General features: G+C 52.8%; 18 protein-coding genes. 9 read left to right on the top strand and 9 right to left on the bottom strand.

All coding sequences use genetic code 11. The features are described from left to right. From G516_RS24700 to rimO, 4 genes are all read right to left on the bottom strand, one after another. A partial coding sequence (locus tag G516_RS24700) for a transposase (RefSeq protein WP_028293918.1) occupies positions 1-285 on the bottom strand: 285 nt, incomplete at its 3' end. 77 nt (positions 286-362) lie between these two features. Next, positions 363-1,298 (bottom strand): STM4504/CBY_0614 family protein, encoded by a 936-nt coding sequence (locus G516_RS0112325; protein WP_028293917.1) that lies wholly within the window; start codon positions 1,296-1,298, stop codon positions 363-365. Between the two features lie 416 nt (positions 1,299-1,714). After that, complete coding sequence (locus G516_RS0112320) at positions 1,715-2,080, bottom strand: Fis family transcriptional regulator (protein ID WP_245582670.1); 366 nt, start codon at positions 2,078-2,080, stop codon at positions 1,715-1,717. Positions 2,081-2,137: 57 nt separating this feature from the next. Continuing rightward, positions 2,138-3,550 carry a 30S ribosomal protein S12 methylthiotransferase RimO gene (rimO, locus tag G516_RS22295; RefSeq protein WP_051219383.1) on the bottom strand — a complete coding sequence of 471 codons (1,413 nt, stop codon included), beginning with the start codon at positions 3,548-3,550 and terminating at the stop codon, positions 2,138-2,140. A gap of 232 nt (positions 3,551-3,782) precedes the next feature. Between rimO and G516_RS0112310 the strand changes: the two genes are divergently transcribed. After that, complete coding sequence (locus G516_RS0112310) at positions 3,783-4,295, top strand: DUF4124 domain-containing protein (RefSeq protein WP_028293915.1); 513 nt, start codon at positions 3,783-3,785, stop codon at positions 4,293-4,295. A 22-nt stretch (positions 4,296-4,317) separates the two neighbouring features. After that, positions 4,318-5,748: a tRNA-queuosine alpha-mannosyltransferase domain-containing protein gene (locus G516_RS22290; protein ID WP_084645034.1), complete on the top strand. Its 1,431-nt coding sequence runs from the start codon at positions 4,318-4,320 to the stop codon at positions 5,746-5,748. Between the two features lie 126 nt (positions 5,749-5,874). Here the strand turns inward: G516_RS22290 and G516_RS0112300 are convergent, their stop codons facing one another. The 3 genes from G516_RS0112300 to G516_RS0112290 form a co-directional block, all read right to left on the bottom strand. Further along, positions 5,875-6,468 (bottom strand): DUF2057 family protein, encoded by a 594-nt coding sequence (locus G516_RS0112300; RefSeq protein ID WP_028293914.1) that lies wholly within the window; start codon positions 6,466-6,468, stop codon positions 5,875-5,877. Between the two features lie 258 nt (positions 6,469-6,726). Next, positions 6,727-7,650 (bottom strand): porin, encoded by a 924-nt coding sequence (locus G516_RS0112295; protein ID WP_028293913.1) that lies wholly within the window; start codon positions 7,648-7,650, stop codon positions 6,727-6,729. Between the two features lie 170 nt (positions 7,651-7,820). After that, positions 7,821-8,804 carry a TRAP transporter substrate-binding protein gene (locus tag G516_RS0112290; protein ID WP_028293912.1) on the bottom strand — a complete coding sequence of 328 codons (984 nt, stop codon included), beginning with the start codon at positions 8,802-8,804 and terminating at the stop codon, positions 7,821-7,823. A gap of 423 nt (positions 8,805-9,227) precedes the next feature. Between G516_RS0112290 and G516_RS0112285 the strand changes: the two genes are divergently transcribed. The 6 genes from G516_RS0112285 (at position 9,228) to G516_RS0112255 (ending at position 16,477) form a co-directional block, all read left to right on the top strand. Next, a complete protein-coding gene (locus G516_RS0112285) occupies positions 9,228-11,066 on the top strand; it encodes a sensor histidine kinase (RefSeq protein WP_169449535.1) in 1,839 nt (612 codons plus the stop codon). A gap of 4 nt (positions 11,067-11,070) precedes the next feature. After that, positions 11,071-12,426: a sigma-54-dependent transcriptional regulator gene (locus G516_RS0112280; RefSeq protein WP_028293910.1), complete on the top strand. Its 1,356-nt coding sequence runs from the start codon at positions 11,071-11,073 to the stop codon at positions 12,424-12,426. A 628-nt stretch (positions 12,427-13,054) separates the two neighbouring features. Further along, positions 13,055-13,612: a TRAP transporter small permease gene (locus G516_RS0112275; RefSeq protein WP_028293909.1), complete on the top strand. Its 558-nt coding sequence runs from the start codon at positions 13,055-13,057 to the stop codon at positions 13,610-13,612. After that, positions 13,612-15,000 carry a TRAP transporter large permease gene (locus G516_RS0112270; RefSeq protein WP_028293908.1) on the top strand — a complete coding sequence of 463 codons (1,389 nt, stop codon included), beginning with the start codon at positions 13,612-13,614 and terminating at the stop codon, positions 14,998-15,000. The genes G516_RS0112275 and G516_RS0112270 overlap by 1 nt, the downstream gene beginning before the upstream one ends. Before the next feature lie 289 nt (positions 15,001-15,289). Beyond that, positions 15,290-15,634, top strand: a complete 345-nt coding sequence (locus G516_RS22285; protein WP_051219381.1) for an MAPEG family protein — start codon at positions 15,290-15,292, stop codon at positions 15,632-15,634. Between the two features lie 345 nt (positions 15,635-15,979). Continuing rightward, the gene (locus G516_RS0112255) at positions 15,980-16,477 is read left to right on the top strand and encodes a TIGR00645 family protein (RefSeq protein ID WP_245582669.1); all 498 of its coding nucleotides are present in this window, start codon (positions 15,980-15,982) and stop codon (positions 16,475-16,477) included. Positions 16,478-16,581: 104 nt separating this feature from the next. Here G516_RS0112255 and G516_RS0112250 read toward each other — a convergent pair whose 3' ends face one another. Next, positions 16,582-16,794: a hypothetical protein gene (locus tag G516_RS0112250; protein WP_028293906.1), complete on the bottom strand. Its 213-nt coding sequence runs from the start codon at positions 16,792-16,794 to the stop codon at positions 16,582-16,584. Between the two features lie 105 nt (positions 16,795-16,899). On the opposite strand from G516_RS0112250, the gene G516_RS0112245 reads away from it, so the two are divergent. Next, positions 16,900-17,823 (top strand): phytanoyl-CoA dioxygenase family protein, encoded by a 924-nt coding sequence (locus G516_RS0112245; RefSeq protein WP_028293905.1) that lies wholly within the window; start codon positions 16,900-16,902, stop codon positions 17,821-17,823. A gap of 25 nt (positions 17,824-17,848) precedes the next feature. Here G516_RS0112245 and G516_RS22280 read toward each other — a convergent pair whose 3' ends face one another. After that, positions 17,849-19,069, bottom strand: coding sequence for a GNAT family N-acetyltransferase (locus G516_RS22280; RefSeq protein WP_036536231.1), 1,221 nt, complete (start codon positions 19,067-19,069; stop codon positions 17,849-17,851). Positions 19,070-19,084 lie beyond the last annotated feature (15 nt).

Here is a 19,084-nt window from a genome sequence, read left to right as displayed (position 1 = left end):
ATTCTCTCGTTTCAGCTTGCGAAGCTCACTGGATTCCTCGGGTTTCGATGCTGTTTTCTTTGCTTTGCTCACGTTCGTCTTCACTACGTTTGATGGTTTCCGAGAGGGCTTTAGCTGACCTTCCCGATATTCTTTTCGCCATCGTGACAGCATGAACGGGTGAATGTCCAAACGCTCTGCAACTTGCTGCACTTGAACATCATCTTCAAGACTCATCTCAACTGCCGAGCGTTTGAATTCGAGCGAGTATTGCTTTGTCTTTTTCTGGTTTTTGTAGGCTGGCATAGAGCACCTTTTCGAAGTTAAAAAGGTGTCCGGTAAAACGGGGGAAGATCAGGCGTCACTTGGATTTACTTGTTATTTTACGATTTCAACATTTCTTGATAGCACTGGCTAATAAATACAATATTACTTGCTGTAAGATGCAAGGCATACGTAATTATGTGTTCAGGAACAACTCTAACTTCTGCCCCTTGACCATGTCCACTTACATTATTTCTAATCGAAGCAACTCCTTGAGAAACAAGTGTAGGCAAGCTGCTCAGTTGGGTTTGTAGATATGTAGGTATTAACCCATTATCCATGCAAATTGGAATCAGAGCATTGACAGTGCCTTTTTTGAAATTCCAGCTTTGCTCTTTACAAATTTGCTGCAGTAAGCTTTCTAGGGACTTATTACAATAATTTAAAGATTCTTCATATCTATTATGCCGATAATGCTCATGAGCATTTAAGAATTCATGCCTTGCGCCTTCAAATTCAGAAAGCAAAAACAAAGCTGGCTTAGTTACTTCTGAATGGGTGAAATCTTGATCTATTTTTATAATTATTCCATCAATATACTCATATCCAAAGCCATCTCTTTTCATTCGCTCATTGATTTCTTTGACAGCTTCTTTTGGTTTCTGTTTAGCACCGCCTTGTTTTGAGAAATTATAGTAATCACGTTCAACATCTTTGGATATCAAAGTACAGAATAATTCTAATGCATCTAAGAACCTTTCAACTCTATTTTCACTAAGAATTAGTTCTTTAGCCCAGTTATAGCTTCCTAAACGATAACCATTTAGAGTTTCTTCTCCATATTCTTTTGAAATAAGTTCATGAGCCTTTCGAAAAAGAAAGTATGAACATGTACCATATTTATCCAAGCCACGCCGGACCTCGTCGATCTCTCCAATAGCATCACCGATGATCTTCGCAAGTTGTACGCGCAATGTTCGAGAAGGAAAATCATATTGATATGTATCAGGATAGATATTTTTATTTCTTGTCGAGTAGAGTTCAATTATTGGCATTCAACATCCTGCGTCATTATATTTGCTGATAACTTAAATTTAGTAACATAACAGTTTATTAGTGCGCATGCGCGGTTTCTGGGTGAGGAACTTTCTAACTGATTGAGGCATAAACAAAAAATCCATTTTTGTGAAACTGATTGTCCGGCAAAGCGCGCATGCGCATTAACTCGCCTCGGTATGCGCATTAACTTGTAAACCGTCGGCAGAAGGCCTTTGGTAACAGGGAGTTACGTTAGCAGTGCAGGAGAAAGTGAGCAAGCTGTTGGAGAAAACGCGCACGCCTGCTTTGTGGTTGGTCAATACACTGGTTGCTTGTACAGTTTTGGGGCTGCATTGCTCGGGGCTCCTGGAGCAAGTAATCCGGTGCCGCTGAGTTCTATGGGGAATTGGCGTTGTCGGGATTATGTTTCGCCTCAATGCAACCGCTCACCCCATTTTCCACCATGACTGGCTTTGCAGGCTTCTTCGGTGTCAAAACGTACGTGTTTTTGTATGTCTTTCAGTTGGATACCGATGGCGTCCAGGTGCTGTTTGATCAGGGTGTGGATGTGGTCTTTGTCGGCCAGTGCGAGGTCGAGGTTGGTGTTGTAGACGCAGAGCACGATGAGTGAGGCGGGGAGGTTGTTGTAGTTGACGGTATGGGTCAGCCATTTGAAGCCTTCGGATTCGATTTGGGCGATGTCGCAGACGTCGGTGAGGGCTTTGATGATGGCCTGCTCGGTTTTCCTATGGGTTTTCTTGTCGGCTTTTTTCATATTGTTAGTTGGGTTGGTTCCCATAAAAAATCAGCGGGCTGTGTTGCCCGCTGATTCTGTTTTTCGCTTGAATGGAACGGCTTATTCTTCGTCGCCGTCGTCTTCAAAGCGGGTGGCGTGCATGACCGGGGAGCCCCACAGGTCGTATTCGTCGGCGTGTTCAATTTCCACGTCGATGATGTCGCCCGGTTCGCATTCGTGGAAGTCGTTCAGGTACACCATGCCGTCGATGTTCGGGGCGTCGCCCCAGGTACGACCGATGGCGCCTTCGTCGTCAATTTCGTCGATGATGACAGGCATTACTTTGCCAACCTTGCGAGCCAGTTTACGGGTGCTGATGGCTTGCTGGGTTTGCATAAAGCGGTCGTAGCGTTCTTGCTGGATGTCTTCCGGCACGTGGTCTGGCAGTTCGTTGGCTTTGGCGCCGTCTACCGGGCTGTATTTGAAGCAGCCAACGCGGTCGAGTTCAGCTTCTTCCAGCCAGTCGAGCAGGATCTGGAAATCTTCTTCGGTTTCACCCGGGAAGCCAACCACGAAGGTGGAGCGGATGACGATTTCTGGCACCACCTCGCGCCATTTTTTGATGCGTTCCAGGGTATTTTCGGCGTGGGCCGGACGCTTCATCAGCTTCAGAATGCGTGGGCTGGCGTGCTGGAACGGGATATCCAGGTACGGCAGGATTTTGCCTTCGGCCATCAGTGGCAGTACGTCGTCAACGCTTGGGTATGGGTAGACATAGTGCAGGCGCACCCAGGCACCCATGTTGCCCAGTTCGTTACACAGGTCGTACAGCTTGGTTTTGACCGGCTTGCCGTCCCAGAAGTCGGTACGGTATTTGCGGTCGACGCCGTAGGCGGAGGTGTCCTGGGAGATCACCAGAATCTCGCGGGTGCCAGCTTCTACCAGACGTTTGGCTTCGGTCAGTACGTCGCCTACCGGGCGTGAAACGTGTTTGCCGCGCATCGCCGGGATGATGCAGAAGGTGCAGCTGTGGTTACAGCCTTCGGAAATCTTCAGGTAGGAGTAATGACGCGGAGTCAGTTTCACGCCTTGGGCCGGAACCAGATCGGTGAACGGGTCGTGTTCCTGTTTAACCGGTGGCACCCATTCGTGTACGGCGGTCATCACTTCTTCGTAGGCTTGTGGGCCGGTGATCGCCAGAATGTTCGGGTTCTGTTCGCGGATGGTTTCGGCGTCTTTGCCTTTGCCCATACAGCCAGTCACGATCACTTTGCCGTTTTCGGCCATGGCTTCGCGGATGGCTTCGAGGGATTCCTGCTTGGCGTCGTCGATAAAACCACAGGTGTTTACCACGACCACGTCAGCATCGTTGTAGCTGTTGACGACGTCGTACTTGTCCATGCGCAGCTGGGTGAGGATGCGTTCTGAGTCCACAAGCGCTTTCGGACAACCCAGGCTCACGAACCCGACTTTGCCACTGGACTGGCCTGGTTCTGTGGTGGTGGATGTCGGAAGTTCGGTTTGGTCTGTCATGATCTCTCTCTACCCAGTACATGGCCGGGTGCTGTGTTGGCTGTCCGGACGGTTGCGGTTCCGGATAAAAGGCGCAAGATTTTACCCGAAGCGCCTTTGTGAGTCATCGCCCTGTGATTATCATCCGGACGGGTGGCCAGTGCTGTGTGTGAAGGCCATTTATAAGGGCCAAGTTTCAAGGCCATGTATCAAGGCAGTGTTTCAGTGAGTTGGACGGATGAGATTCAGGGTAATGCGTAAAGCAAGTTGGGTGTGTGTGGTTGGCTGTTTGCTGTCGTTGGATGCGTTGGCAGGCAGCTACTATGAATGCGTGGATGCCAATGGAGGGAAGTTGTTTTCCCAGTCGCCGTGCCCGGCGGATCAGAATGAGAAGAAGCACAGCTATCAGTCTGACAAACAGGGAATTGGCCTAACTTCAGGCAGTGGCAAGGCCAATCGGGAAATCAGTACGGACAATGCCAGTTACCAGGCAATGCGTGATAACAACCGTCGGCTGGAGCTGAAGCGCAATATCAACCGCACCCAACAAAAGCTCGAATCGCTGGAAGCCGACCGCGATAACCGAATCGCTTCCATGAAGGAAACCTTGCAGGGCATTGCCGGGAATAACGCGGCCAACCGCCGTGCTGTGGTTCAGCAGCAGATCGACAAGGAAACCCAGAAGTATCAGCAGCGGATTGAAAAGCTCACGAATGAGCTGAAAGGCTATACTTCAGAGATGGCGGGCTTGTCCCAAAACCCTTGAGTCACATTTACATGGTGTTGCCGTGATCAAACCCCGAATTCTTTTGCTGTCGGCGTATCGCTCCGATAGCCATGCTTACTGGGCCGACTGGCTGACCACCCATCTGGACGCCGACTGGCGGGTATTGGAATTGCCCGGTCGTTATTTTCGCTGGCGCATTCGTGGTAATCCGTTGTCGTGGATGTCGCAGTTGGATGAGTTGCTGGCGGAGTGGACGCCGGATCATGTGTTGGCCACCAGCATGGTGGATGTGGCAACGCTGAAGGGCCTGGTGCCCGGCCTGGCGGGTATTCCGGTGTCGTGTTATTTCCACGAAAACCAGTTCGCTTACCCGGTGGGGGAAGGCCAGCATGCGTCTATCGACCCGCAAATGGTGCAGTTGTATGCCGCGCTGGCGGCGGATGAGGTGCTGTTTAACTCGGAGTTTAATCGCCAGTCGTTTCTGGACGGTGTTTCGGCGCTGCTGAAAAAGCTGCCTGACTGCGTACCAGAGGGCGTGGTTGAAGACATTGACTACAAGTCGCGCTGGTTACCGGTGCCGGTTTCCATGCCAGAGCCTGAGCTTGAAGATCAACTCGATGTGGCGGTGGAGGACTGGCGGGCGACGAAAGATTTCTCTGGGCCGCTGATCCTTTGGAACCACCGCTGGGAATACGACAAGGCCCCGGAACGGTTTCTGGCGATGCTGAAGGCATTGAAGCAGCGGGGCGTGGATTTTCGGTTGGCGCTGTTGGGTGCAAGGCCGGAAAAAACACCGCCCGCCTTGTTGGCCATTCGTGAGCACTTTGCCGATCAGGTATTGGTGGATGGAAAAGTGTCCCGCCAGGATTATTGGCTTTGGCTCAAGCGTGCCGATGTGGTGGTGAGCACCGCCATTCACGAGTTTCAGGGCATCGCCATGTTGGAGGCCTCAGCGATGGGGTGCTTCCCATTGGTACCAGATGATTTGTGCTACCGCGAGCAGTACCCGGATGTGTGTCGATATCCACCCACGGTCGACGCCGAGGTACTGGCTCATCGCCTGCATGTGGTTTGGCAGCAAATTACCCGCCCGCATACCCCGGACGTGGGCATTAAAACCCAGTGGCAGCACTGGCTGGCAACCGATATTGCCCGCTGGTTGCATCGGGAAGCGCCGGAGCCAGAGCTTCCTGAAGAAGAGGTCGAGCCAGACACGCACGCTACAGAAAGCCATTCGATTAATCCGGGTGCCGACTTGCTGGAGCAGATGCTGAAAGAACAAGCAGGCAGCTTGTCGTCTGATTCTTTGGTGCCAGAGTACGGCAGTAGTGATAACAAAACGGCGAATGTGATCAGTCTGATGGCGGAAGCCAGCAGCAAAATGCCAGCGCCTGAGCCAGTGGTACAGCAAAGCAGCAGCGTGGTGTATGGCGGTTCTGGTGAGCTGAGCGATGCCAAATCCCAGTGGCAGCAGTGGATGCAGCTGGTTTAGCGGGGGAGGGCCAGGAAATTTGGCCGGGCAGATGTCTTGATGGACGTACGGCTTAATGGGTAGGTGATTTGATAGACGGGCTCAGGTGAACATCGTCTGAGCCCGCCAGAATCTGTCTTTTGGCTATTACTGTCCGGATGTGTTCGTTTTAACCCATTGCAAGAAGTCAGCCTGATCTTTGGCGCTGCTGCTTTCCCACAAATCTTTCAGCTGGTCGAGTCGGGTTACCTGCTCCGGGGCTTCGCTGCTGATGACGTAGCTGATGGCTTCATGTTTTTCGACCACTGCCTTGCCTTCTACTTTCTCCGCGTCTGTCTGTAGCCAAATGGGTGAAGATGCACTCAACGCCTGAGCGGTTTCCTGATCGTTCACAACCGGGTGGTTGAGGCTGTAGGTTCCGTTGCTTTTGAAGTCGTAGTCGATGGCAACCGGTGGCCATTCAATGATAAAGCCGGATTCGCCCTGGCTATTCCAGTTGGCTTCGTATCGGACAATGATGCGCTGACTGCCTTCGGCCATGTGCAGGGTGTAGTTGCCTTCATACAGGTTGGGTGCGTCCACGGATTTGCCGTTTACCGATACCACGACCAGTGTTGATGGCACGGTCACGCTGACGCTGCCAGAGCCGACGTCGGTGCTATTCAGTGGCGCAATGGCACCGCAGCCAGCAAGCAGGGCGGTGGTCAGTAAGGTGAAGAAGGAAAGAATGTAGGTGCGCATGATGACTCCAGAAGTTGATCGACAACGATGTGTCAGACAGGAAGCACAAAGCATATCGAAGAAGACCGCAGGCTGCATGATGGCGGATTGGGAACCACCGTTGCAGTTTCATAAAACCTTAATGCGTTCTTCATAATTGAACCGTTAAATACAAACAAGCCCGCAAACGCGGGCTTGTTTGGCGGCTTATGCTTGGGGCATAAACCGGCAGGTGTTGCCGTTTTGAACGGAGAAACAAAACAGCAAACGGGGTCGACCTTAGAAGTCGTAACGTACGCCCAGCTCGGAGATCAGCTTGGCTTCGCCTTCGTCACGAACAGTGTCGAGGGATTCAACAGAAGCCCATACGCGCATGTTCTTGCTCAGGTAGTTTACGTATTCGCCTTTAACGGACTGCAGATCACCGGAGTCGTCACAGTCATTGGATGCTACACGGCCGTGGAACTGGTGGGCGCCAGTCTTGTAGGAAGCGTATGCACCAACGATTGTGGTGGACTCACCACCGCAGATGTTCTTGGTCTTGGTGTTGAAGTTTTCAGACGCCATGTCTACGAAAGCAGACAGTTTAACGGCATCGATGGAGTACCAGGCGCGAGCACCCAGCAGAGTGCCTTTATCTTCGCCTTCGTTGTCGAATACCGCAGCAGCCTGGATTTTCAGGTCGCCAGCGTTGAAATCACCACCAACGGAGTAGGAGTCGATGTCAGCGCCATCTTTGCCTTCAGTTTGAACGGCCGCCATGAAGGTGTAGTTGTCACCTTTGGTGGCGTACTGAGTGATGCCGTCCTGACGGGAAGTGAAAGGACGCAGGCTGTCGCTGGCGTTGGAGAAGTAAGGACCACGAACGTACTTCTGGTAGATAGCGCCCTGGGAACCGTGAGTCACAGTACCGAAGTCACCCTTAATACCAATGAACGCCAGGCGAGTGGTTGGGTTTGCGCCCTGTACAGAGTCCAGGCCGTATTCAAAACGAGCCAGACCGGTCAGGCCGTTGCCCAGATCTACACTGCTTTTAACGCCAAAACGAGAGAACTTGTTCTCAGAGCTGGTCGCGCCAACGGAATCATCGTTGGTCAGGGCCAGACGCAGGGAGCCGTATACGTCTACAGACGGTTCTGCTGCCATTGCGGTGCCAGCTACCAGTGAAAAGGAGATGGCGGCGGCAATCTTGGTCATTTTCATTGTAATGCTCTCTTTCTCTTTTTTATGTTCGGCTTGAAGCCAACTGCGGTTTTTCAACCCGCGAGCGTGTTCGCGCACGGGTTGAAATTGTTACAACCATATTTCCGATTTATTACATGACACATTTGTTGCGGTTTTATGACAGTGCCTGTAATTAATCCGATTTTTACTTATTTGTTGGATTTCAGAGCGGCTTCGATCAGGTCTGCGCCGATTTCGTCTTCAAACATCTTCCAAACTGGCTTCATGGCGTTTACCCATTGCTCGCGCTGTTCGGCAGTGATGCTGGAAACTTCAGTCTTGCCAGAATCAATGATCTTCTGCTTGTCTTCTTCGCTCTTCTGGGCAGCGATGGCGTTACCGTGAGCAATGGCTTCGTCCATGGCTTTTTGCAGCTTGGCGCGAACGTCGTCTTCCAGGCCGTACCAGAATTCAGAAGAAGTCACGACCATGTAGTCCAGCAGACCGTGGTTGGTTTCAGTGGCGTAGTCCTGAACTTCAAAGAACTTCTTGGAGTAGATGTTGGACCAGGTGTTTTCCTGACCATCAATCGCTTTGGTTTGCAGCAGGGTGAATACTTCAGAGAATGGCTTTTTCAGCGGGATAGCCTGAACAGCTTCGAACTGAGCCTGCAGTACGTCGGAAGTCATGATGCGGTATTTCTTACCGGAGATATCCGCTGGCGTCAGGATTGGGTCATTGGCAGTCAGCTGCTTCATGCCGTTGTGCAGGTAGCCCAGACCAACCAGCAGTTTGCTTTCCATGGACTTCAGCAGCTTCTGGCCTTCAGGGCTGTTCTGGAAACGGTCAACCGCTTCCATGTCTTCAAACAGGAATGGCAGATCGAACAGTTGCAGTTTCTTGGTGTATTTCTGGAACTTGGACAGGGACGGGGCAGCCATTTCAACGTCACCCAGCTGCATGGCTTGCAGTACGGTGGAGTCGGTGAACAGCTGGGAGTTAGGGTAAACCTTTACTTCAACTTCGCCTGGCAAAGCAGCTTCGGCGAGCTCTTTGAACTTCAGAGCCATCTGGCCTTTCGGAGTGTTTTCAGCCACAACGTGGGAAAACTTGATTTCGATTGGGGCGGCAGCCGCCTGGTTAAAGGACAGCAGACTGGCGCACGCCAGTACAGATGCGACTAAGGCTTTCATATTTTTGTCTCGCTCTTATATTTGTTTGTTACGCCGTTGGGAGCGCAGGAGCAATCTCCCTTGAGCTGTAATTGGTTTAGCAGGTACTGTGCCAGAATTGAATCGCGCCGTTGTTTTTTGAATAACCAGCGAGCCAATGTGATGAGATTGGAAGCAGACATTCAGACAGCAGGATTCCAGCCCTGAGGCCAGTAACCATAGGCCCTAGTTAAGACTATGGTGGTTTTTTTGCCTGTTTGTATATGGTTAAAAGGCGTGTCTTTTGTGACCCGGTTCGTAAATCAATCATTGTGGGCATGAAGTACCCGAGTTCGGCTTTTGCGGTGGTTTGTGGTTTTTGAACCACACTGGAATATGGGCGGTTAGTGTTGAATTGGGCAGAGGTTGAAGCATGAGTTTTGTTGAATGGGTGGCTTTCCACCCATGAGTGTCGAAATGCAAGGGCCGGTGCCCAAAGAGTCCCGCTTTACCACGGAATCATCCTCCTTGATGGTGATTGTGCTGGTGTTTATCTGGATAGCGGGTGTGCTCGCCGTGGTGGCAACGGTGTGGTCGCTGAAAGAGCAGGAAGCACTGGTCGAACTGCAGCTGGAGGCGGAGCAAACCGCCTCGCAGTTGCACGCAGCGCTGGATTCTTTTGAAGACATTGCTTCCCGGGTGGCGGGCTTGCGTACGGTGAAAACCGTACTGGCCAATCCGCATCCGCAAGGTCTGGAGACGCTTAACCGCTTTCTGGAGCAAACCAATCGCAGCCTCGGCAGTAACAAAATCTTTGTGCTCAACCACGTGGGTGTGGTGATTGGCACCAGTAATTACGCCGATGTGAACAGCTTTCAAGGCTATGACTTCAGCTTCAGGCCCTATTTTCAGCAGGCTCGATTAGGGGAAAGTGCCACTTATTATGCGGTAGGGCTGGTGACGCGTGGCCGCGGTTACTATTACTCTGCACCGGTGATCGTTGGTGAAGAGGTCATTGGCGTTGCCGTGGTGAAGATTTTGCTGGAGCCAGTGCTGGAGCATTTGAAATTTCAGCAACACGGCTTTTTGTTGGTGGGGTACGACTCGGTGGTGTTTGGTGCCTCGGACCGCGACTGGGAATACCGCACGTTAGGTGTGGTGCCTGGCCCTCAGCGAGAAGGTATCCGCAAGTCGCAACGCTATGGCGATGCGCGCCTGTTACCTCTGGCCATTCCGGCCTCCGAAGACGGCAATCTGTTTTCGGATGATTACATCAACCTGGATGCCAATGGCATTTTGCAGCGTTATCTGGTTGGCCGCACGCTGGTGCGCGAGGCCGGCTGGCATGTGTTTGCGGTGATGCCCAGAGTCGAGCTGCTGCGGCGCACGCTGGAGTTCTGTGTTTATTACTCTCTTATATATGGCGTCATCGTCTTGCTGTGGCTCTACTGGCGCAAGCGAGCCGAGATGCAGCGCCATGTGTCGTCGGTTAACCATGAGTTGGAACGTCGGGTTGCCAATCTGACTTCGGAGCTGACCAGTTCCAATACCGAACTTCAGCGGCTGGTTGAGCATTACCAGCGTACCCAAAGTGAGTTGGAAGCCACCCAGGATCAGCTGGTTCAAACTGCCAAGCTGGCGGTGCTGGGCGAGCTGTCGGCGGGTATTAACCACGAACTGAACCAGCCGCTGTTGGCTTTGCAAACCTATGCAGAGAACAGCAAAAAGCTGATGGAGCGCGGTTACAACGAGATGGTGAGCGACAATCTCGACGAGATTTTGCAAATCACCGGCTCCATGCATTCCATTATTTCCCGCCTGAAGGTCTTTGCCCGTAAATCGCCGCCAGAGCCGCGTGCGGTTGAGGTTGGCGAGATCGTGCAGGCCTCGGTTGGCATCATGGGGCCATTGTTGAAAAAGGCGGGTGTTGAACTTGTGGTCGATTCCACCCATTTTTCGGCAGAGGTCATGTGTGAGCCTGTACAGGTTCAACAGGTGCTGATTAATCTGATGACCAATGCCTCCGAAGCCATGCAAGGTATGGATAGCCCACGGGTAGAAGTGCGCGTGCAGCACGATCTAAATGGCTTGCGAATAGAAGTGGAAGATAATGGCCCGGGGATTGCTGAAGATTTAAGAAGCAGGATTTTTGAGCCCTTTTTTACAACCAAATCAAAGGGGCTGGGGATAGGGTTGGCATTGTCACGCCGTATTATTGAAACCCTGTCCGGCACATTGACAGCAGAAGCCGCAGCGGAGGGGGGAACCCGCTTTGTTGTGCGACTGCGCAAGTACATGAGGTAAAGGCATGATTGAAGTTCTGGTGGTGGATGATGAAGAGAGCGTACGTAAGGCGCTGAGCCAGACTTTGGTGATTGAAGGGTTTGATGTCATTACCGCCGCTAACGGTCGCGAGGCGCTGGACTCCATTCGTGCCGATTGGCAAGGGGTGGTGATTACCGACATTAATATGCCGGTGATGGATGGCATGGAGTTGATGCGTGAGATTCGCAGCATCGATGCCGATTTGCCGGTGATTATGCTGACGGGCCATGGCGATGTGTCGATAGCGGTAGAGGCCATGCGCAATGGCGCCTATGACTTTCTTGAGAAGCCGTTTTCATCCGAAGTGTTGCTGGAAACCGTGCAGCGCGCCCACGAGAAACGACTGCTGACGCTGGAAAACCGCAAGCTGCGGGAAGAAGTGGAAGTGCAGTCGCGGCCGGGACCACGGATCATCGGCAACCACGCCGACATGAAAAAGCTGCGCGATACCCTTAACCACATTAAAGACACACCTGCGGATGTGTTGATTCATGGCGACACAGGTTGTGGTAAAGAGTTGGTAGCGCGTTATCTGCATTCCCATAGCAAGCGCAGTGACCGCGCCTTTGTGGCGATTAACTGCGGTGCGATTCCCGAAAACCTGATTGAAAGTGAACTGTTTGGCCACGAAGCCGGTGCCTTTACTGGTGCAGGCAAAAAACGGGTGGGTAAGTTTCAACACGCCAACGGCGGTACCTTGTTTCTGGATGAAATTGAATCCATGCCGATGGTGTTGCAGATCAAGATGCTGCGGGTGTTGGAAGAGCGCAAGGTCGAGCCTCTGGGCGGCAATCAACAGATTCCGCTGGATATCCGCGTGGTCGCTGCCACCAAGGTAGACCTGAAAGAGCTGAGCGATAAGGGTGAGTTCCGACTCGATTTGTACTATCGCCTGAATGTGGTTCAGGTGCATATCCCGGCGTTGAAAGACCGTCGAGAAGACGTTCCTGTGCTGTTCGAACATTTTGTCTGGGCGGCTGCCAACCGTTATGGCAGTGAGGTTCAGGCGCTGACTGCGGCTCAACGCCAGCAGCTGCTGGCCCATGACTGGCCGGGCAATGTGCGTGAATTGCGCAACCTGGCCGAGTGCTTTGTGTTGTTGGGTGGCGAGCGAGCGTTCGACAGCTTGCTGAAGACTGGCACCGCGACCAATGTTATTACCCTGGCCGAACAAGTCAGCCGCTACGAAGAAATGATTCTTCGGGAAGTATTGGCGCGACATAAGGGCCGCTTGAAGAATGCTCAGGAAGAATTGGGGCTGGGACGCAAAACCCTGTACGAGAAGATGAAAAAGTATGATCTCGACAAGCAAGCCTTTAAAGAAGGTGGCGAGGAGTAGGTCTGTTTGTTGGCTGAGCCTGATCTAACAGGCTCAGCCGGAGTTGTTCCGGCCCCACGTGCTGTGTGCTGTAGGAGGGAATTCATTCCCGATAGGGTTATCGAGAGCAAGCTCTCTCCCACACTTTTGTCAGACCCCAGACCCCAGACCCCAGACCCCAGACCCCGACCCCGAGCCCGAGCCCGCGCTACTCCCGAAGCCCGACTCCTCGCCCAAAACACTTCCGTTTCTACATACTTCCAAATTGGGTGGATTTACACCCATGGTTTTGCGCTGATGTGTCGGGTTTTCCTGTTTTTATCATTTTCGCTGTTCTTGTGGTTGCTCATCCTTGTTCTAGCCGGATGTTTCCTGGCGGTGGCTGTTCGGCGTGTTGATGGTGGTTTTCCACGCCTTTTGAAATAGAGCGGGGGGAATGCCCCCCGTTTTTGTCATTTCACATTGGCGCAGCAGCGTCTATACCTTACGAAGCGATCATTATTCTCACTGAAAGACAGCTTGAGCGGCGGTTTTCCGTTGATTTGCATCGGTTTTTGGAAATTTAAGAAATTGGCACGGCTAGTGCTAGATGCCTATACGATCTATTCCAAGCGGCCCTTGAGGCCTAACAACAATAAAAGGAGAGCAGATGATGAGAATTATCAATCGTCTGGAAGATATCCTGATCGGCTTGTTGCTGGTCACCATTACCTTGCTGGTATTTATCGAGGTGGTTGCCCGCTTCGGTTTCAATACCGGTATCCACTGGGTGCAAGAAGCCACCCTTCTGACTTCCGCCTGGATGACCCTGTTGGGTTCTGCCTGGCTGGTGCGCGAACGCGCTCATATCTGCGTTGATGCCTTGACCGACCGCCTTGCTCCTCAGGTTCGCAAGTGGGTTCTGCTGGTTGCCATTGCTATCGGCTTGGTTTACTGCGGCATGTTCCTCAAGAGCTCTTGGGTATACGTCTCCAAACTTCACATGATCGGTATTGAGCTGGAAGACATTGCGATTCCGAAATGGACCGTGGTTTCCGGCCTGTTGGTAGGTTTTGGTTTGCTGACACTTCGTTTGCTGCAATTGGCGGTTGCCGTGTGGAAATTGGAAGCCAAGGGTTTCCATGAGCACAAGGAATCCGAACTGCACGACGAAAACCTCGATGACGTAGAAGAAGAAAAAGAAGAAGTGAAAGGGGAGAAAGCGTAATGGCTGCTGCAACTCTGTTTTTATTGCTGTTTGTATGTATGGCGCTGGGCCTGCCGATTGCGGTAGCGCTGGGCTTCTCTTCCATGACGGCCATTATGTTGTTCACCAACGACTCGATGGCGTCTGTTTCCCTGAAGTTGTTTGAAGCGGTATCCGAGCACTACACGCTGCTGGCGATTCCGTTCTTTATTTTGTCGTCCTCCTTCCTGTCTTCCGGTGGTGTGGCGCGTCGTCTGATTGATTTTGCTACTGCTGCTATTGGCCACGTTCGTGGTGGTCTGGCAATGGCTTCTGTATTGGCTTGTATGCTGTTTGCTGCGGTATCCGGTTCTTCTCCTGCCACTGTGGCGGCGGTTGGTTCCATCGTACTGGCGGGTATGGTCCGTGCGGGCTACCCAATGTCGTTCGCTGCCGGTGCCATTTCTACTGCGGGTACCCTGGGTATTCTGATTCCACCGTCCATCGTGATGCTGGTCTACTCTGCTGCGACTGAAGTATCTGCTTCCCGTATGTTCATGGCCGGTTTCGTACCGGGCATTCTGATCGGCCTGGTGCTGATGATCACCATTTACATCGTAGCGCGTCGCAAGAACCTGCCTGCGGGTGAGTTTGCTGGTTTCGGTAACATCCTGAAGTCTGGCTGGAGCGCTTCTGGCGGTCTGATGCTGATCGTTTTGGTACTGGGTACTATTTACGCGGGTGTTGCTTCTCCAACGGAGGCGGCTGCGGTTGCTGCGGTATACGGCTTCCTGGTGGCTGTTTGGGGCTACCGTGATGTGGGCCCTCTGAAGGATCAGCCATGGCGTAAAGAAGGCGAAAACGTTATCGCCATGCTGGTACGTAACATTCTGCTGCTGCCAGTGGGCATCGTGAAGTCTGCCTGGAACCCGGAAGTTGCCAAGATCGTTAAAGATTCTGCCCGTGTTTCCATCACGCTGCTGTTCATCATCGCCAACGCCATGCTGTTCGCTCACGTGCTGACTTCCGAGCAGATTCCGCATCACCTGGCTGCGACCATCACTGAGTGGGGCCTGCCGGTTTGGGGCTTCCTGATCGTGATGAACATCCTGCTGCTGCTGGCTGGTAACTTCATGGAGCCATCTGCGATCCTGCTGATCATGGCGCCGATCCTGCTGCCAATCGCATTGCAGCTGGGTATCGACCCGATTCACCTGGGTATCATCATGGTTGTGAACATGGAACTGGGTATGTTGACGCCTCCGGTTGGTCTGAACCTCTTTGTGACCGCGGGTATTACCGGCAAGTCCATTGGCTGGGCCATCAAGGCGTGTGCGCCATGGCTGCTGCTGATGCTGGTGTGTCTGATTGCAATTACCTTCATTCCAGAGATCAGCCTGTGGCTGCCTAACTACCTGGACGGTTTGTAATTACCGATTAATCGAGAGCCCTTGGGCTACGCCTGTAGCCCGTTTTTATTCTACAAGCCCGGCCTGACTGGCCGGGTATAACCAGGTCCTCCGACTCGTGTGAGTCAGCTGATGTGATGTCAGCACTCTGTTGGCTGTGCATGATTGTGGTTTGCAACAGCGACTTCGCCCGGCAATTGCCGGGCTTTTTTGTGCCTATGAATAATTCGTCGGACCAATAGCGCCGATGGCAACCCTCTGGTAACGTCGCGGTCTGAGTTTGACTGACGATGCACAGGGGACAGTGGGTATGGCGGTATTTGCTGCAGCAATTCTGGCGCTGGTGCTGGTCTATTTGTCATTGCGGGTGGTAAAACTGCGCAAACGGCATCTGGTGGCCATTGGCGATGGCGGGCACGTCGATCTGCAACGGGCTATTCGAGCCCAAGGCAACTTTACCGAATACGTGCCGATGGCGCTGTTGCTACTGTATGGCCTGGAGCAGATGCAGGTGGCTGACTGGCTGGTGGGCAGCTTGTGCCTGATGCTGGTGGTCGGCCGTCTTGTGCATGCCGTAAGGGGTCATCTATTTAATCCGGTGCAGGCTCTGGGCTACCGGATGGTTTCGAATCACGAAGCCGACTTGCAGGCCTGACGGGTCAAGTCAAAAGTCGGCGACACAGAGTCGAGATCATCCGGCAGCCCCCGTAGGGCGCGGGTTGCCGCCGCCCAGTGCGGTGTTGACGAATTTGAAAAGACTCGACCGGACAGGTTCGTCATTTCGCTGCATTCGTCGCCTTGCCCTGAACAACGGCAACACTCGCGCAGAGCCGTGCATGATTAAATAGATGGCCCCTTTAGCATCAGTCAGTTGAAGGAAAATTTCAGAATCCGCTTTGCCGGGATGGCATTAACCTTTGCGTCGCTGGTTGTGTCTGCACTGGCCATTATGGCGGTTTCTATGGTTCGTTTTTTATCCTGAAGGAAGAGATCTACATCCATGATTGAACGTTTGGTTGAGCAGCTGATTTATTCTGCTCGATGGATTCTGGCCCCAATCTACCTTGGTTTGAGCCTTGCGCTGCTGGCGCTGGGTATCAAGTTCTTTATCGAAGTGGCGCACTTGCTGCCGCACATTGTTGAAATTACCGAGACCGATATGGTGTTGGTGATACTGTCGTTGATCGACCTGGCGCTGGTGGGCGGTTTGATCGTAATGGTGATGTTTTCTGGCTATGAAAACTTTGTATCCCGTATTGATCTGGGCGAGGGCACCGAGAAGCTGGACTGGCTGGGTAAACTGGATACGGGTTCGCTGAAGAATAAAGTCGCGGCGTCGATTGTGGCGATATCGTCAATTCACCTGTTGAAGGTGTTTATGAACGCCAAGAACGTACCGAACGATAAGCTGATGTGGTACGTGATTATTCACCTTACCTTTGTGGTGTCGGCTGTGGCGATGGGCTTGCTGGACAAGTCGACTCGTAAAGCGCACTAATTAACGGGTTTGAGCCCGGAAATGGGTTCGGGCTTGTCAAACAAAACCCGCAGGGCCAATGCCCGGCGGGGTTTTTTTATGCTGTGTTTTTTATCCCTGAAGGATCAGCTTCCCTGATGAATATAGGGCTCGGTGGCTTCCGGGTTCACCAGTTCGTCCAGTTCCGGGGTGCGCTCTGCACGCAGGGCAACCCAGCCGGCAACGTCTTCCCGCCACTCTTCCATGGGCCGCAACTTCGGCGCTGCCAGCAGTTTGGCTTCAGTGCCTTTGCTGGAGAAAACCAGGATATGTTCGACTTTATAGGCTTGCAGTGACATTCAAATTGACCATCGGAGTAAACAACGGCCAAGTTTGAATGTTACATTTCGCACGGTCAATGCTGTGGCCTTGATGCCCGGTTGGTTTGAACAAGGAATTTTCGTTTGGTTTGGCAAGTATTTACGGCCCGCAAGAGCTTTTCCGATCCTGTTATCGGTTCGCGTTGGGCCAACCGTTGTGGCTTGCATCTGGCAAGAATCCGCTTGTCGGATGTGTTTTTGGCCGCGCGGCGCTGGTGGTTGTTTCGTGGCAAGCTGACGGAAGAGATGCAACAGTTTCGTCGCGATGGCTTTGTGGCGCTGGAAGGGTTTCTGGAGCCGCAGGATTACAAGATTCTCAAGGCCAAAGCCGAAGCGGTCATGCAAGCAGCCGATGCAACAGGACCTGCGCCGAGCTATCGGGATGCCGGTTTTGGCAAACCGCATATCTACAACTGGGGGTTTGACCGCTGTGATGGCAGTACGGTCAATCGCTTTTACACCCTGCCCAGCGACGACGTGTTGTCCAGGCTAGCTGATAATCCGCGGTTTCGGCGATTGCTGGAGTACGCGTCCGGCTGCCGCTTTGAGCCACGACGGTTGCTGCTCTATCGGTTGATTCAAGGCAGTGACGGTGGACGCCCGGATAACCAGCGCGATATCCATCGGGATACCTTCCATTCCTGCGTCAAGTTCTGGTTTGCCCTGTCAGACGTCAGCGAGGAATGCGGCCCGTTGCATTATCTGAAAGGCAGTCAGCGTTTTAACGAGCAGCGCTGGCGTTGGGAGAAAGCCCGGTCTATTTGGGCTTCTGAAAACAATAAGGGTGGTGCGTTTCGTTGCTCGGCGGCGGAAGCAAACGCCCAATATGGCGATGTGCCTCAGCCTCTGGTCGTGAAAGAAAACACATTGGTGCTGGCGGATGTGCGCGGCTGGCACCACCGAGGCTATGCCAAGCCCGGAACGGAGCGGTTGGCGGTATACGGCAGCTTCAGACCATCGCCTTTTGGTTTGCCGAAAGTCCGGCCGTTGGATTCCAACGGTCAGTAATCAGTCCATGCTTACTAACGCGGGCTCAGGGAGCAAATTCTTTTAACCCTGAAGAGTCTGCGCCAAAGGCATCTTCCTTGAACGGCAGCAGGGTTCTTGCTTGCTGCTGGTATTCCAGAATGTGGGGCAGTTCCTGCTCCAGAAAATCCGCTACTGCGGCGTTGAAGTCTGGTTGATGCAGTCGGTGCAGGCTGGTAGTTAGCACTGGCTCAAAACCTCGGGCAATCTTGTGTTCGCCCTGGGTGCCCGGGTCAAAATGCGATAGTGAGCGTTCTATACAAAACTCAATGCCCTGGTAATAGCAGGCTTCAAAATGCAGGCCGTCGTACTCGTCCAGGCAGCCCCAGTAGCGCCCGTACAGTGTCTGGTCGTCAAAGAAGTACAGTGCCGATGCCAGATGTTGTTGATCCAGCCAGGCTTCCACCAGCAGCATCTGCTCTGCCATGGTTTCCACCAGTTGTTTGAAAAAGCCCTTGTTCAGATAGCCCTGCATGCCACGTTTCATGTAGGTCAGCTGGTAGCAGGTGTAAAAGCGTTCAATCGCGTCTGTTGTCAGGGTGGCGGCGGTCAGGCGGCGTAACTCAATTCCACCTTCCTGAATCCGCTTGCGTTCCTTTTTGACCGACTTGCGCTTGCGGCTGCTGAAGGTTTCCAGAAAGTGGTCGAACGAGCGGTAGTCACGATTGAACCAATGAAACTGGCAGGCACGCCGGAACAGTAGTGCATGGGATTCGGATAATTCCTGTAAGGCTCTGGTGTCACGCTGATTGGGAAAATTCAGATGCCAGCCGGACATGCGTTCGGTGTCAGACCAGTTATCCAACGCGGTAATGGCAGCTAGCCACAACGCTTCTGCGGTGTGCGATTGCTCGTTAAACAGCAGTCTTGGCCCGGTTGCGGGGGTGAAAGGGGCAGCGCACAACAGCTTGGGGTAATACTGAAAACCATGACGTTGATAGGCTTCGGCCCAGCTCCAGTCGAATACGTATTCGCCGTAGCTGTGTTCTTTCAGGAAGGTTGGCAGAACGGCATCCGGACGAGCATTGGCCAGCTCGGCCTCCGTTGGCTCATCCAGATACAGTGCCAGGTATTGCGGCTGCCAGCCGCTGTCGCCACCGATGCAGCGCTGTTGTTCCAGCGCCTTCAAAAACCGGTAGTCCAGAAAGGGGTAGCGCTGCTGGTTAAGGTGGTCCCAGACCGCTTTTCCCAGCTGGTCGACACTTTGGATAACTTGAAAAACCGCCATAAATCAGTGACCTGA

It is taken from the genome of Oceanobacter kriegii DSM 6294 (genome assembly GCF_000422845.1).
Lineage (GTDB): Bacteria > Pseudomonadota > Gammaproteobacteria > Pseudomonadales > Oceanobacteraceae > Oceanobacter > Oceanobacter kriegii.
This window is presented reverse-complemented; position numbering and strand designations above follow the sequence as displayed.

Coding starts and splice junctions, on each gene's coding strand:
- G516_RS0112325 (WP_028293917.1), bottom strand. CDS start 1,298: ATGCCAATAATTGAACTCTACTCGACAAGAAATAAAAATATCTATCCT.
- G516_RS0112320 (WP_245582670.1), bottom strand. CDS start 2,080: ATGGGAACCAACCCAACTAACAATATGAAAAAAGCCGACAAGAAAACC.
- rimO (WP_051219383.1), bottom strand. CDS start 3,550: ATGACAGACCAAACCGAACTTCCGACATCCACCACCACAGAACCAGGC.
- G516_RS0112310 (WP_028293915.1), top strand. CDS start 3,783: ATGCGTAAAGCAAGTTGGGTGTGTGTGGTTGGCTGTTTGCTGTCGTTG.
- G516_RS0112300 (WP_028293914.1), bottom strand. CDS start 6,468: ATGCGCACCTACATTCTTTCCTTCTTCACCTTACTGACCACCGCCCTG.
- G516_RS0112295 (WP_028293913.1), bottom strand. CDS start 7,650: ATGAAAATGACCAAGATTGCCGCCGCCATCTCCTTTTCACTGGTAGCT.
- G516_RS0112290 (WP_028293912.1), bottom strand. CDS start 8,804: ATGAAAGCCTTAGTCGCATCTGTACTGGCGTGCGCCAGTCTGCTGTCC.
- G516_RS0112285 (WP_169449535.1), top strand. CDS start 9,228: ATGAGTGTCGAAATGCAAGGGCCGGTGCCCAAAGAGTCCCGCTTTACC.
- G516_RS0112280 (WP_028293910.1), top strand. CDS start 11,071: ATGATTGAAGTTCTGGTGGTGGATGATGAAGAGAGCGTACGTAAGGCG.
- G516_RS0112275 (WP_028293909.1), top strand. CDS start 13,055: ATGATGAGAATTATCAATCGTCTGGAAGATATCCTGATCGGCTTGTTG.
- G516_RS0112270 (WP_028293908.1), top strand. CDS start 13,612: ATGGCTGCTGCAACTCTGTTTTTATTGCTGTTTGTATGTATGGCGCTG.
- G516_RS22285 (WP_051219381.1), top strand. CDS start 15,290: ATGGCGGTATTTGCTGCAGCAATTCTGGCGCTGGTGCTGGTCTATTTG.
- G516_RS0112255 (WP_245582669.1), top strand. CDS start 15,980: ATGATTGAACGTTTGGTTGAGCAGCTGATTTATTCTGCTCGATGGATT.
- G516_RS0112250 (WP_028293906.1), bottom strand. CDS start 16,794: ATGTCACTGCAAGCCTATAAAGTCGAACATATCCTGGTTTTCTCCAGC.
- G516_RS22280 (WP_036536231.1), bottom strand. CDS start 19,069: ATGGCGGTTTTTCAAGTTATCCAAAGTGTCGACCAGCTGGGAAAAGCG.